This is a genomic window from Citrobacter sp. RHBSTW-00859, assembly GCF_013729795.1.
GTDB classification, from domain to species: Bacteria; Pseudomonadota; Gammaproteobacteria; order Enterobacterales; family Enterobacteriaceae; genus Citrobacter; species Citrobacter braakii.
On sequence record NZ_CP056284.1, the window covers coordinates 986,230 to 998,451 of the forward strand.

12 protein-coding genes are annotated in these 12,222 nt (G+C 52.6%); 6 read left to right on the forward strand and 6 right to left on the reverse strand.

Annotated elements, in window-relative coordinates; translation table 11 throughout:
- Nucleotides 1-9 precede the first annotated feature (9 nt).
- Entirely contained in the window at nt 10-816 is an 807-nt protein-coding gene (gene tcdA / locus HV302_RS04955; protein WP_181626989.1) for a tRNA cyclic N6-threonylcarbamoyladenosine(37) synthase TcdA, read from the forward strand.
- Nucleotides 817-863: 47 nt separating this feature from the next.
- Here the strand turns inward: tcdA and csdE are convergent, their stop codons facing one another.
- Both csdE and csdA read right to left on the reverse strand, forming a co-directional pair.
- Complete coding sequence (gene csdE / locus HV302_RS04960; protein ID WP_016154263.1) at nt 864-1,307, reverse strand: cysteine desulfurase sulfur acceptor subunit CsdE; 444 nt, start codon at nt 1,305-1,307, stop codon at nt 864-866.
- Complete coding sequence (csdA, locus tag HV302_RS04965) at nt 1,307-2,512, reverse strand: cysteine desulfurase CsdA (protein ID WP_181626990.1); 1,206 nt, start codon at nt 2,510-2,512, stop codon at nt 1,307-1,309. Before csdA ends, csdE begins: the two co-directional genes overlap by 1 nt.
- A gap of 192 nt (nt 2,513-2,704) precedes the next feature.
- Here csdA and HV302_RS04970 point away from each other — a divergent pair, with 192 nt between their 5' ends.
- The 4 genes from HV302_RS04970 to rlmM all read left to right on the forward strand — a co-directional run bounded on the left by HV302_RS04970 (nt 2,705) and on the right by rlmM (nt 5,720).
- The gene (locus HV302_RS04970; protein WP_016154261.1) at nt 2,705-2,932 is read left to right on the forward strand and encodes a YgdI/YgdR family lipoprotein; all 228 of its coding nucleotides are present in this window, start codon (nt 2,705-2,707) and stop codon (nt 2,930-2,932) included.
- A 363-nt stretch (nt 2,933-3,295) separates the two neighbouring features.
- Entirely contained in the window at nt 3,296-4,213 is a 918-nt protein-coding gene (gene gcvA / locus HV302_RS04975) for a glycine cleavage system transcriptional regulator GcvA (RefSeq protein WP_016154260.1), read from the forward strand.
- An 18-nt stretch (nt 4,214-4,231) separates the two neighbouring features.
- Complete coding sequence (locus tag HV302_RS04980) at nt 4,232-4,627, forward strand: DUF423 domain-containing protein (protein WP_003034037.1); 396 nt, start codon at nt 4,232-4,234, stop codon at nt 4,625-4,627.
- Nucleotides 4,620-5,720: a 23S rRNA (cytidine(2498)-2'-O)-methyltransferase RlmM gene (rlmM, locus tag HV302_RS04985; RefSeq protein ID WP_003034040.1), complete on the forward strand. Its 1,101-nt coding sequence runs from the start codon at nt 4,620-4,622 to the stop codon at nt 5,718-5,720. The genes HV302_RS04980 and rlmM overlap by 8 nt, the downstream gene beginning before the upstream one ends.
- Nucleotides 5,721-5,755: 35 nt before the next feature.
- Here the strand turns inward: rlmM and fucR are convergent, their stop codons facing one another.
- The 4 genes from fucR to fucI form a co-directional block, all read right to left on the reverse strand.
- Complete coding sequence (gene fucR, locus HV302_RS04990; RefSeq protein WP_016157366.1) at nt 5,756-6,484, reverse strand: L-fucose operon activator; 729 nt, start codon at nt 6,482-6,484, stop codon at nt 5,756-5,758.
- A 57-nt stretch (nt 6,485-6,541) separates the two neighbouring features.
- Nucleotides 6,542-6,964, reverse strand: coding sequence for an L-fucose mutarotase (gene fucU, locus HV302_RS04995; protein WP_181626991.1), 423 nt, complete (start codon nt 6,962-6,964; stop codon nt 6,542-6,544).
- Nucleotide 6,965: 1 nt separating this feature from the next.
- Nucleotides 6,966-8,384: an L-fuculokinase gene (fucK, locus tag HV302_RS05000; RefSeq protein WP_181626992.1), complete on the reverse strand. Its 1,419-nt coding sequence runs from the start codon at nt 8,382-8,384 to the stop codon at nt 6,966-6,968.
- Between the two features lie 99 nt (nt 8,385-8,483).
- Nucleotides 8,484-10,259, reverse strand: a complete 1,776-nt coding sequence (fucI, locus tag HV302_RS05005) for an L-fucose isomerase (protein WP_047357907.1) — start codon at nt 10,257-10,259, stop codon at nt 8,484-8,486.
- Nucleotides 10,260-10,722: 463 nt separating this feature from the next.
- Between fucI and HV302_RS05010 the strand changes: the two genes are divergently transcribed.
- Entirely contained in the window at nt 10,723-12,222 is a 1,500-nt protein-coding gene (locus HV302_RS05010; protein WP_181626993.1) for a sugar ABC transporter ATP-binding protein, read from the forward strand.

The window sequence follows — 12,222 nt, forward strand, 5'->3', positions numbered from 1 at the left end:
TGAGGTGTTATGTCTGTGGTTATCAGTGATGCCTGGCGCCAGCGTTTTGGCGGTACGGCGCGTCTGTATGGCGAAAATGCGCTGCAGTTGTTTGCCCAATCGCACGTTTGTGTGGTCGGGATTGGCGGGGTAGGGTCGTGGGCGGCGGAAGCGCTGGCGCGTACCGGTATTGGCGCCATCACGCTCATCGATATGGATGATGTGTGCGTCACCAATACTAACCGCCAGATCCATGCTCTGTGCGATAACGTCGGTCTGGCAAAAGCTGAAGTGATGGCTGAACGTATCCGCCAGATTAACCCGGAGTGCCGGGTGAACGTGGTCGATGATTTTGTCACGCCGGATAATGTTGCTGAGTATATGAGTGCGGGTTATTCGTATGTCATTGATGCGATTGATAGCGTGCGCCCAAAAGCGGCACTGATCGCCTGGTGTCGGCGTAACAAAATTCCGCTGGTGACCACCGGTGGTGCGGGAGGGCAGATCGACCCGACGCAGATACAGGTCGTTGATTTGGCAAAAACTATCCAGGATCCGCTGGCAGCCAAGCTACGCGAGCGACTGAAAAGCGATTTTGGCGTGGTGAAAAACAGCAAAGGCAAGCTGGGCGTGGACTGTGTGTTCTCGACCGAAGCGCTGGTTTACCCGCAGGCAGATGGCTCGGTATGTGCGATGAAGGCGACGGCGGAAGGGCCGAAGCGCATGGATTGCGCATCCGGTTTTGGCGCGGCCACTATGGTGACCGCCACCTTTGGCTTTGTTGCCGTCTCACACGCGCTGAAGAAGATGATGGCGAAAGCGTCGCGCCAGAGTTGAGTGTGTTGTGCCGGATAAGGCGCGTTCGCGTCGCCATCCGGCAACCATCAAACCTGTCGGGCAGCCTCAAGAATCGCCTCGTTCAGAGCATGCAGCCCCTGGGTACGCGAGGCGCTGAGCTGCGCGCGTAAACCTAGCTCGTCAAATAATGCCATAGGCGAATGCGCCAGTAACTCGGCTGCAGTTTTACCTTCGACCGCCGTGAGTAATACCGCCAGCAGCCCGCGTACAATGCGACCTTCGCTGTCGCCGAAGAAATGCAAAGTACCATTCTCATGAAGGGTATGCCCCAGCCAAACGCGGTTTTCGCAGCCCGCGATCTCTTTGGCCTGTGCCTTTAGCGAATCCGGAAGCGCTGGCAACTGCTTACCCAGCAGAATCAGCTGGCGATATTTATCTTCCCACTGGGTGAGCGGGGTAAAGGTATTGCGTAACGTCTCTTCCGTTACGGTTGTGCCAAACGGGTGTCCGGCGAACAGAGGGCTTGTCATTAATCCACCAATATTTCCAGCGCGCGGTCAACGGCTGCGACCAACGCATCTACATCACTTTGCGTATTATAAGGTGCAAATGAGGCGCGTAGCGTCCCGGATACGCCCAGTTCTGCCAGCAGCGGTTGCGCACAGTGTTGTCCTGCACGCAGTGCAATGCCATATTCGGCCAGCAACGTCACCATGTCGCTGTGATGAACCCCTGCGAAATCAAAGGCTAACAGACTGGAGTCCTGGCAGCGGAAGGAGCGAAAGCCGGGGCGTTTCGCCAGCGCATTTTCTGCCAGCGTCGCCAGACCCCGGCTCCAGTTTTCGGCCTGCACCACGTCAACGTCCGCCAGCCATTCGAGCGCCGCGCTTAGTCCGATAACGCCAGCAACGTTAGGCGTACCGGCCTCCAGCTTCCATGGAGCAGCCTGGGTGGTAAAACCGTCAAAACTGACTTCGCTAATCATTTTACCGCCACCGAGCCAGGGAGACATGGCATCCAGCAGTTCCGGTTTACCGTACAGCACGCCAATGCCGGTGGGGCCATACAGCTTGTGGCCCGAGAACGCATAGAAATCAATGTCTAATTGCTGTACGTCGGCGGGGAAATGGACAATCCCCTGGGCGCCGTCCACCATCACCACCATGCCTGCTGTATGGGCGAGCGTAATGGCGCGGGCCAGGTCCGGGCAACCGCCGGTAACGTTCGACATCTGCCCAAGCGCCAGAATGCGGCTGCGTGGAGTGATGAGTTGCGCGAGGCTTTCAACGTCTGGCAATAAATGGGCGTTAAGCGGCAGCCTGACGACCTTCGCCCCCGTTTGCTCCGCCACCATCAGCCAGGGCACGAGGTTGGCATGGTGTTCTGCTGCGCTAACGATAATCTCATCACCCGGTTGTAAGCGCGGTCGCGCATAGCTTTGGGCAACCATGTTGATCGCTTCCGTCGTACCGCGGGTCCAGACGATTGTTTTGTCATCCGGCGCATTAATCAGGCTTGCGACTTTTTCCCGCGCGGCTTCATAGCGTGCGGTCAGGCGCTGTGCTTCGGCAAACTGGCTGCGATGGACGTTCCCGGCGCTCAGGCTATAAAACTGATGGGTGGCCTCAATCACTGCCTGCGGCTTCAGTGCGGTAGCAGCGCTGTCGAGATAGACGCCAGCATCGTTGAGTGCGGGAAATTGCGCGCGAAACTGCGCGGGGTTAAAAGCGTTCATGGTATTCCTCAGTTCAGTAAACCGATCGTGGCGCAAAAAGGGCGCTGATACAAGGGGGGTGCTAACCATCGGAATACTCTGGATATCCTGGCAAAGTCCACGCAGTGTCTTATGCTATATACCGTTAGGCGAGCAATTTAGCCTGTTACGGAGTGTGTTTTTAATAGCATAAATCGCTTTAAGGAGAAAAAGATGAAAAAGACTGCCGCAATTATCTCTGCTTGTATGCTGACTTTTGCCCTGAGCGCCTGTTCTGGTTCGAATTATGTGATGCACACCAATGATGGTCGATCAATCGTATCTGATGGTAAGCCACAGACCGACAATGAAACGGGGATGATTTCGTATAAAGACGCTAACGGCAACAAACAGCAGATTAACCGTACCGATGTGAAAGAGATGGTAGAACTGGATAACTAACCGGTCGTCCATCGACAAAGAGTCGGACAAAAAAAAGCACCGCAATTTGGCGGTGCTACATTAATCACTATGGACAGACAGGGTAAATGTACAGGAAGTGAAAAAGGGTAGCTTTGCTACCATGGTCTGAATCGCAGACCAATTGCAAACACAACAACACAACATCACAACCGTAAGCCAAAAGCCCACCAGAACACGCATTCCGATAAAACTTTTCGTTCCGGCTTCAGGAAGTGCCGCCACTATAGGTATTTGCTGGTAGAACCTCAACGGACAATTTATAATGGCTCAGATAAAAAAAACTAATAGGTTACAACCTGTTGGTTAATTGTTAAATTCATTTAACATCAAAGCCTAAAAGTCATGTCAAAACGATTACCACCCCTAAATGCGTTGCGTGTTTTTGATGCTGCAGCGCGTCATTTGAGCTTTACTCGCGCAGCAGAAGAGCTTTTTGTGACGCAGGCCGCAGTAAGTCATCAAATCAAGTCACTTGAGGATTTCCTGGGGCTGAAGCTGTTTCGTCGACGCAATCGATCTTTGCTGTTAACGGAAGAAGGCCAAAGCTACTTTCTCGACATCAAAGAGATTTTTTCGCAATTAACCGACGCGACGCGTAAACTTCAGGCACGCAGTGCAAAAGGTGCGCTCACTGTGAGTTTATTGCCCAGTTTTGCAATCCAATGGATGGTTCCCAGACTCTCTAGCTTTAACTCAGCTTATCCGGGAATCGATGTCAGGATCCAGGCGGTGGACCGTCAGGAAGACAAACTGGCTGACGATGTTGATGTGGCGATTTTCTACGGACGTGGCAACTGGCCGGGTCTGCGTGTTGAAAAATTGTACGCAGAATATTTATTGCCGGTCTGCTCGCCGCTATTACTCACCGGTGATAAACCGCTAAAGACGCCCGAAGATCTGGCGAAACACACATTATTGCACGATGCGTCACGCCGTGACTGGCAAGCCTATACGCGCCAGCTTGGCCTGAATCATATCAACGTACAGCAGGGACCCATCTTCAGCCATAGCGCCATGGTGCTCCAGGCTGCTATCCATGGACAGGGAATTGCGTTGGCTAATAACGTCATGGCGCAATCCGAAATAGAAGCCGGACGTCTGGTCTGTCCGTTTAATGATGTTCTGGTCAGCAAAAACGCATTTTATCTGGTTTGTCATGACAGTCAGGCAGAACTGGGTAAAATAGCCGCCTTCCGTCAGTGGATTCTGGCGAAAGCGGCCACGGAACAAGAAAAATTCCGCTTTCGTTATGAACAATAATTTACGTAGGGTATTCACATGACCAGCCGTTTTATGCTGATTTTTGCCGCCGTAAGTGGCTTTATCTTTGTGGCGTTGGGCGCCTTTGGGGCACATGTTCTGAGTAAAACCCTCGGTGTCGTTGAGATGGGGTGGATCCAGACTGGCCTCGAGTATCAGGCGTTCCATACGCTGGCTATATTTGGCCTGGCCGTCGCCATGCAGCGGCGCATTAGCATTTGGTTTTACTGGAGTAGCGTGTTTTTGGCATTAGGAACGGTGCTGTTTAGCGGCAGCCTGTATTGCCTCGCGCTCTCGCATTTACGCCTGTGGGCGTTTGTTACCCCCGTCGGCGGTTTCAGCTTCCTTGTGGGCTGGGCGCTGATGTTAGTGGGCGCTATTCGATTGAAACGTAAGGGCGTTAGCCATGAATAAGGTTGTATTGTTGTGTCGCCCAGGTTTTGAAAAAGAGTGCGCCGCAGAAATTACGGATAAAGCAGGACGCCGGGAAATCTTCGGTTTTGCCCGCGTGAAAGACAATGCGGGTTACGTCATCTTCGAATGCTATCAGCAGGACGATGCCGAAAAGTTAGTGAAAGAGTTGCCGTTTAGCTCGCTGATTTTTGCCCGTCAAATGTTTGTGGTGGGCGAACTGCTGCAATATTTACCGCCGGAAGACCGCATTACGCCGATTGTCGGCATGTTGCAGGGCGTGGTAGAGAAAGGCGGCGATCTGCGCGTTGAAGTTGCTGATACCAATGAAAGCAAAGAGTTGGTTAAATTTTGCCGTAAATTTACCGTACCACTGCGCGCGGCGCTGCGGGAAGCGGGCGTGCTGGCAAAATATGAAACGCCAAAACGTCCGGTGGTTCATGTGTTCTTTATCGCACCAGGCTGTTGCTATACCGGCTATTCCTGGCCTGACAATAACTCCCCGTTCTACATGGGCATTCCGCGTCTGAAGTTCCCGGCCGATGCGCCGAGCCGTTCAACACTGAAGCTGGAAGAAGCGCTGCACGTGTTTATTCCTGCCGATGAGTGGGATGAACGTCTGGCTAACGGAATGTATGCGGTGGATTTAGGGGCATGCCCGGGCGGTTGGACCTATCAACTGGTTAAACGCAACATGTGGGTTTACTCCGTGGATAATGGTCCGATGGCGCAAAGTCTGATGGATACCGGACAAGTTACCTGGCTGCGCGAAGACGGATTTAAGTACCGGCCAAATCGCAATAACATTTCGTGGATGGTTTGCGACATGGTGGAAAAGCCCGCGAAGGTTGCCGCCCTGATGGCGCAGTGGCTGGTCAACGGCTGGTGTCGAGAGACTATCTTCAACCTCAAGCTGCCGATGAAAAAACGCTACGAAGAGGTGTCGCAAAACCTGGCTTATATTCAGGCACAGCTTGACGAGCATGGCGTAAATGCCCAGATTCAGGCGCGTCAGCTGTATCATGACCGTGAAGAAGTCACCGTGCACGTCCGTCGCCTGTGGGCTGCTGTTGGTGGCCGTCGCGACGAGCGATAAGGTAAAATTGCAGGCCGGATGAAGGCGTAAATGCCTCATCCGGCCTGCATTGTTTCAATCAGCGGCGTATCTGAAATAATATGCGTCACATCATCCAGATGCCCAATCCGGGCCTCTCCCGAACGATTAAATTTACTTTTATCGATCAGCAATAATGACTGCGCTGCGCGCTTAAGCAGAATGGACTTGAAGTCGGCATTGGTCGCGTTAGAGTCCCAGAGTGCGCCGTCGCTGTCGATCCCTACGCAGGAAAAAATAAACAGATCGATCTCGAGTGGTTTGAGCTGCGAGATGAGCGAGGGGTTAACATAGCAACCGTATTTACGCTCAAGGCGACCGCCGGAGCTGATGAGCTGAAGGTGTTCGCGTTTAGCCAATTCCTGGCAAATGGGCTGGCTGTTGGTAAAGACGTGAATGTTGATGTCCGGTAACTGTCGCGCCAGGTACCAGCACGTTGAGCTGGCGTCCAGGGCTATCACCATACCTTCTTCGATCCATGCCAGCGCTTCGCGGGCAATATTCGCTTTGTGGGCATAGTGGCTTTTGAGTCGCATATGAAACGGGTCGCCGCTGTCCTGATTTTGCCGATGAATCACTTTGGCCCGTCCGTGATTGCGCAGCACTTTTCCCTGGGCTTGTAGCTCGCTGAGATCGCGGCGGATGGTCTCTTTGCTGACCTTAAGTTGCAAAGCAAGGGTTTCGGTTGTCAGATTTTTGTGGTTGGTAAGCAGATCTACGATCGCCTGCTGGCGCGCCGCTTTCATGTTCTGATCCTCATCTTATGATGAATGCCCGTAGCTGACGGGCATTCAGACCAGAGATTACGGGGTTACTCCTTTTTTTAATAGAATATTCCCGTACTTTGCCCGCTCTCCTGTGATAACGATCGCAAACGCCTGTTGCGCGCGTTCATAGAAGGCATAGCGGTCAATACGCGTGATGTCCGGGCAGGGGGATTGCAGTGAAAGCGCCTGACGATAGCGGGCCTCGACGTCAGGATCGAGGGCATCGCCTTCAACAGCCGCCATCATCACCAGCGGTGGGGCATAGCTGTCCAGTTCAAAGAGCGGAATAATTGCCTGTAGCAGGTCGCTGACCAATAGACCGTCGGCGCGGATAACCTGCGGTCCCATGCTGTGGGCCGGGAAGTGGGCATCGGAAAATATAATCTCATCGCCGTGCCCCATTTCAGCCAGTACCTTCAGCAGGTCGGGCGAAATTAAGGGAGATATTGTTTTGAGCATGTTACTCGACTCCTGTTAGTTCGGATTCGGTTTGCGGATAGAAGTAACGGTACTGGTAGCGTACCTGCCCGCGTGCCTGTTCCGGTGAGGCAAATTCCCCAATGCCTGACCACGCAAACATTGCGGCACCTGCCACGGTGGTTTCGGCGTCATCCAGCACTTTGACAGGTATCCCGAGAACATTCGCTTTGATCTGATTCCACAACGCGTTGCGGCTTCCCCCACCAACCAATAGCAGTTCTGTGGCCTGGAAATGACCGATTTTTTCCAGCGTATGGAGGTTTCGCTGCAGCTGTTCTGTCAGTCCTTCCAGCGCGGCGCGATAAAAGTGACCACGGGTGGTATTGAGCGTAACCCCTTGCCAGCCCGCATTCTGACAGGCCAGCAGGTCGCAGTGCATCTTCACGCCTTCGGCGCCTGCCGGGATGACCCTGGCTTCGTCAATCAGCGTCTGCCAGGGGGTGTCGGCAGTCCACAACAGCTTACGCACCCACTCAAGTACACCGGAAGCCAGCCACTGCATGCCGGGGTTATTCAGTCCAGCCTGGCTATCCAGCTCACAAGTGGAACCCGCATATTGGCTGAGCTGGGAGGTATCCACCTGCGCACTGCGCACCATCAGAATTTCCCATGTGCCGGAAGAGAGCACTGGTTCGTCTGGCTGGGCTCCAGCGCCAAATAGCGCAAACTGCGTGTCGTGTCCGGCAGAGATGACCGGAATTCCCGCCGTAAGCCCGAGCAGGCTGGCAGCCTCTGGTTGCAAAGCCCCAATCTGTTCGCCTGCTTCAACCAGGCGCGGGAACAGACGGCGCGGTATGCCCGTAGCCTGCAAAATGTCATGACTAAAATCGCGCTGCCGGATGTCCAGCAGCTGACTGGTGCCCGCCATGGTGATATCTGTAGTGAACTCGCCGGTTAAACGGTGGTTGATAAGCGACGAGATAAACAACCAGGCGTGCGCCTGCTCCAGAAATTGCGGATGGTTTTCTTGCAGCCACACCAGTTTATACAGCGTGTTGAAACTAAATGCGCCGACGCCGGAAATTTCCTGCAATTGCTGCGGTGATATGTAGCGGTGAATATTCTCCATCACCGCTGCGGTGCGTGGGCATTTCCAGCTAATCACCGGATACAGCTGCTTGCCGTTCTTATCAACCAGCGCGCCGTCTACGCCAAAAGTGGTGACGGCGATCCCGCGGACATGGCAGGCGGCCAGTTGCGTGCAGAGGCGCTGACAGCAATCGGCGAAGCGTTGCAGAATGGCCTCCAGCGACCACTGATGCCAGGTACTGTTTTCTGTTGCGATGTCACTGGCGTTCGGGGTCGCTGCGCGGGCGACAATCTTTCCCTGTCGGTCAACGGCGATAGCCCGCACGTTGGTCGCGCCACAGTCGAGAACCAGGATAACGTCTTGTTTCATAATCGCTCCCCAAACGTAGCCGGATGGCGCAGCGCTTACCCGGCTTACAAAATTCACCGCGCAGGCCCGGTAAGCTTGCGCCACCGGGCCAGAGTCGCATTAACGCTTATACAGCGGGCCGTAGTTCTGGCAGGCGCGATAATCCTGGCCTTCCATATCCATACCATGGGCTGCCCAGGCTGAAGGGCGGTAAATTTTTTCGTCTTCCACGTTGTGCATACAAACCGGGATACGCAGCATGGCGGCGAGCGTAATAAAGTCCGCGCCCACGTGACCTATCGTCAGTACGCCGTGGTTTGCGCCCCAGTTAGCCATGACGGAATAGACATCGCTGAACGGGCCTTTACCGGTTAAGCGCGGGGCAAACCAGGTGGTTGGCCAGGTGGAGTTGGTGCGCGCATCAAGCTGGTCGTGCATCTCTTTCGGCAATTCCACGCTCCAGCCTTCCGCGATTTGCAGCACCGGGCCCAGGCCTTTGATGATGTTGATGCGGGTCATGGTGAAGGGCACGCCGCCCTCGGTCAGGAAGCGAGAAGAATAGCCGCCGCCGCGGAAGTATTCGTGAATAGCCGGACACCATTCGGTAGCCGCCAGGCAATCATCCGCCTCTTTCTGTGAGATCTCCCAGTGCGGCTTCATGGTCGGTTTCCCTTCGCCGTCGCGCTGTTTGCAGGAGCCATCCAGCGCTGCCGAGCCGGAGTTAATCAGGTGAATAATACCGTGCTCAGCAAGGCCGGTTAGCGGTTTACCCGTGACGCGTTCAACCGCCTCTGGCGACCAGTAGGTGCGCACATCGGCAAAGACCTGCGCTGTGCCGGTGAGTTGATGACCAAACAGCATCGCCACGCCGTTCAGGCTGTCGTTTTCGGTGGCGACAACGAACGGTTCGCGAATGCCGTTCCAGTCAAAGGAGCTGTTGAGCAGTGCTTCGGCGGTATCGCCATTCGGGTATTGATCGGTCCAGTGACGCTGGCCCTGGAAGCCTGCGGCAATCGCGTTGTACCCCAGCGACTCTTCAACCCGACCTTTGTCTGCCAGTTTCTGGTTACCCTGCATCATGTCGCGAATGCACATGGCCATCAGCAGGCTCTCTTTCAGCACCGCACGGCTCTGCTCTGCGTTACGCTTATATTGCTGTGCGTTCTGATCTTCACCGTAGCGGAAGTTTTTATCCGCCCACGCCAGCGCCATTTCCAGCTCAGCTTCGTCATAGATTTTTTGGTCGATGCGACGACGCAGTTCGGTCATATCAACGGGTTGAACCTTCATTCCCAGCCAGGATTCAAAGAAGTTATGATCGACAATCGAGCCAGCAATGCCCATTGAAACGCCGCCTACGGACAGGTAGCTTTTGCCTTTCATACTGGCAACCGCCAGGCCCGCACGGGCAAAGCGCAGCAATTTTTCTTCAACATCGGCAGGGATCGTGGTATCGCCGGCATCCTGTACGTCATGGCCGTAAATAGAGAAGGCGGGAAGTCCTTTTTGATTATGCGCAGCCAATGCTGCGGCCAGATAAACTGCGCCGGGACGTTCTGTTCCGTTAAAGCCCCAGATAGCTTTCGGGCGCATCGGATCCATGTCGATGGTTTCGCTACCGTAGCACCAGCATGGGGTAACAGTAATCGTCACGCCTACGTTCAGGCTGCTGAATTTTTCTTCACAGGCGGCAGATTCAGCCATCCCGGCAATGCAAGTGTCGGCAATCACACATTCAATTTGTGCACCACAGGCGTGACGAAGTTTCTCTGTGATCAGCGCAGCAGTGGCTTTGGCCATATTCATGGTTTGCTCTTCGAGCGATTCACGAACACCCATACGGCGCCCATCAATCACCGGACGAATTCCAATTTTCGGTAAGCTATTTTTGTTCATTCGAGGTTCCTCATCTCACTTTATGCCGTGCTGCAAAAGCGGATGTTGAACACCACTGTCGCAGTTGGCTGAATAACCCATTTTTGCTAACTCGAGTTAGCTTAGGTATTAGAGAGTTTTTTGCACAACTTTTTTGTTGTGGAACTGTGAGAGGCTTCACGAGAAGTGGTTAAAATTCGATCTGCGTCAAATAAACCAGGACGGGTATTTTCAATAAATCCTTTTTGAATTAATTGCTTATAATAAATTGTCTGTTCAGCGTCACAGTTTTAAACCAAATGATTTGGCTATTTTGAGTAGCTAAAATAGCTTTAAAAGGCACTTCGCTAACTCGAGTTAGCATAATTGATAAAACGCATATGAACTTATAGGTAGTATTCGCATTAACGGTGACGATGGCTTCCTGGCAACGTTTTGCGCCTGATTCACTGATTGCAGTTTCTGTATATTGAGGAAAGCAGCAATGTCTGAAACATTTTTACAGATGAGTCATATTACGAAACGTTTTCCCGGCGTATTAGCGTTGAGTAATGTGGATTTTGCTTTACGCAAAGGAGAGGTTCATGCGCTGCTGGGTGAGAATGGCGCAGGAAAGTCTACGTTGATGAAGATTTTATCCGGTGTTTATCAGCCTGATGAAGGGGATATTATTTTTGAGGGACAACCTGTTACTTTTGCGAACCCGTTGAGTGCACAAAGCGCAGGTATCACTATCATTCACCAGGAGTTTAACCTTTTCCCTGAACTCACGGTGGAAGATAATATATTTATTGGCAGGGAGTTTTGCAAAAATAATCGCTGGCGTCTGGATGATAAACAACAGCGACAGGCAGCTATCGATATTTTGCAAAAATTAAACCTGAATATCTCTCCAGAAACGCTGGTGGCCGATCTGACCGTCGCGCAACAACAAATGGTTGAGATTGCTAAAGCGATATCGGTAAATGCCAAGATTCTTATTATGGATGAACCGACGGCAGCGCTGACCGAAACGGAAATTGACAGCTTATTTCAGGTAACTCGTTTGCTGAAAGAACAGGGAACGGGCATTGTTTATATCTCGCACAGATTAGAGGAACTGGCGCTGATCGCCGATCGCGCGACGGTGATGCGGGATGGTCAGTTTATTGCCACTGTGGATTATGATGCGGTTAAAATTAGCGATCTGATTGCCATGATGGTTGGGCGCGATCTTGGCAATATCTATCCTCGCCGCGAACCTTTGGCTCAACACAAGCCGGTGTTGGAAGTAAGCGGTCTGACGCGCAATGGCGTATTGAACAATATTGATTTCACTCTGTATCAGGGCGAAATTTTGGGCTTCGCCGGTCTGATGGGGGCAGGACGTACTGAGCTGGCGCGGGCAATTTTTGGTGCGGATCCCATTGATGGCGGAACCCTCAAGCTGAACGGTAGCGTGACGGTAATTAAAGATATTCCTGATGCTATCAAACAGGGTATCAGCTATTTAACCGAGGACAGGAAAAAAGAGGGGCTGGCATTAGGACTGTCCGTTGAGCGCAATATTATGTTGGGCAATTATCCTGAGTATTCCGATCGTTATGGCAACGTGGACAGCAAACGTTGTCAGAAAACCAGCGAAGAACAGGTGAAAGCCCTACGCATTAAAACACCACATTTAGAACAGGCTGCTCTGAATTTAAGTGGTGGTAATCAGCAGAAAATTATTATTGCCAGATGGGTGTGTAAAGACACCGATATTCTCATCTTTGATGAACCCACTCGCGGTATTGATGTGGGTGCCAAACTTGAGATTTATGAATTAATGAATCGACTGGTGGCAAAAGGGAAGTCAATTATCATGATCTCCTCTGAATTACCGGAAGTGCTGGGTATGTGCGATCGCATTTTAGTGATGCGTAATGGACGTATTACCGGGGAGTTAGCTTCTGATGACGCCACACAAGAAAAAATCATGCAATATGCGACGTTAGAGGACTAA

Bases quoted from the DNA above. Each gene is read 5' to 3' on its own strand.
- tcdA (WP_181626989.1), top strand. From the start codon at position 10: ATGTCTGTGGTTATCAGTGATGCCTGGCGCCAGCGTTTTGGCGGTACG.
- csdE (WP_016154263.1), bottom strand. From the start codon at position 1,307: ATGACAAGCCCTCTGTTCGCCGGACACCCGTTTGGCACAACCGTAACG.
- csdA (WP_181626990.1), bottom strand. From the start codon at position 2,512: ATGAACGCTTTTAACCCCGCGCAGTTTCGCGCGCAATTTCCCGCACTC.
- HV302_RS04970 (WP_016154261.1), top strand. From the start codon at position 2,705: ATGAAAAAGACTGCCGCAATTATCTCTGCTTGTATGCTGACTTTTGCC.
- gcvA (WP_016154260.1), top strand. From the start codon at position 3,296: ATGTCAAAACGATTACCACCCCTAAATGCGTTGCGTGTTTTTGATGCT.
- HV302_RS04980 (WP_003034037.1), top strand. From the start codon at position 4,232: ATGACCAGCCGTTTTATGCTGATTTTTGCCGCCGTAAGTGGCTTTATC.
- rlmM (WP_003034040.1), top strand. From the start codon at position 4,620: ATGAATAAGGTTGTATTGTTGTGTCGCCCAGGTTTTGAAAAAGAGTGC.
- fucR (WP_016157366.1), bottom strand. From the start codon at position 6,484: ATGAAAGCGGCGCGCCAGCAGGCGATCGTAGATCTGCTTACCAACCAC.
- fucU (WP_181626991.1), bottom strand. From the start codon at position 6,964: ATGCTCAAAACAATATCTCCCTTAATTTCGCCCGACCTGCTGAAGGTA.
- fucK (WP_181626992.1), bottom strand. From the start codon at position 8,384: ATGAAACAAGACGTTATCCTGGTTCTCGACTGTGGCGCGACCAACGTG.
- fucI (WP_047357907.1), bottom strand. From the start codon at position 10,259: ATGAACAAAAATAGCTTACCGAAAATTGGAATTCGTCCGGTGATTGAT.
- HV302_RS05010 (WP_181626993.1), top strand. From the start codon at position 10,723: ATGTCTGAAACATTTTTACAGATGAGTCATATTACGAAACGTTTTCCC.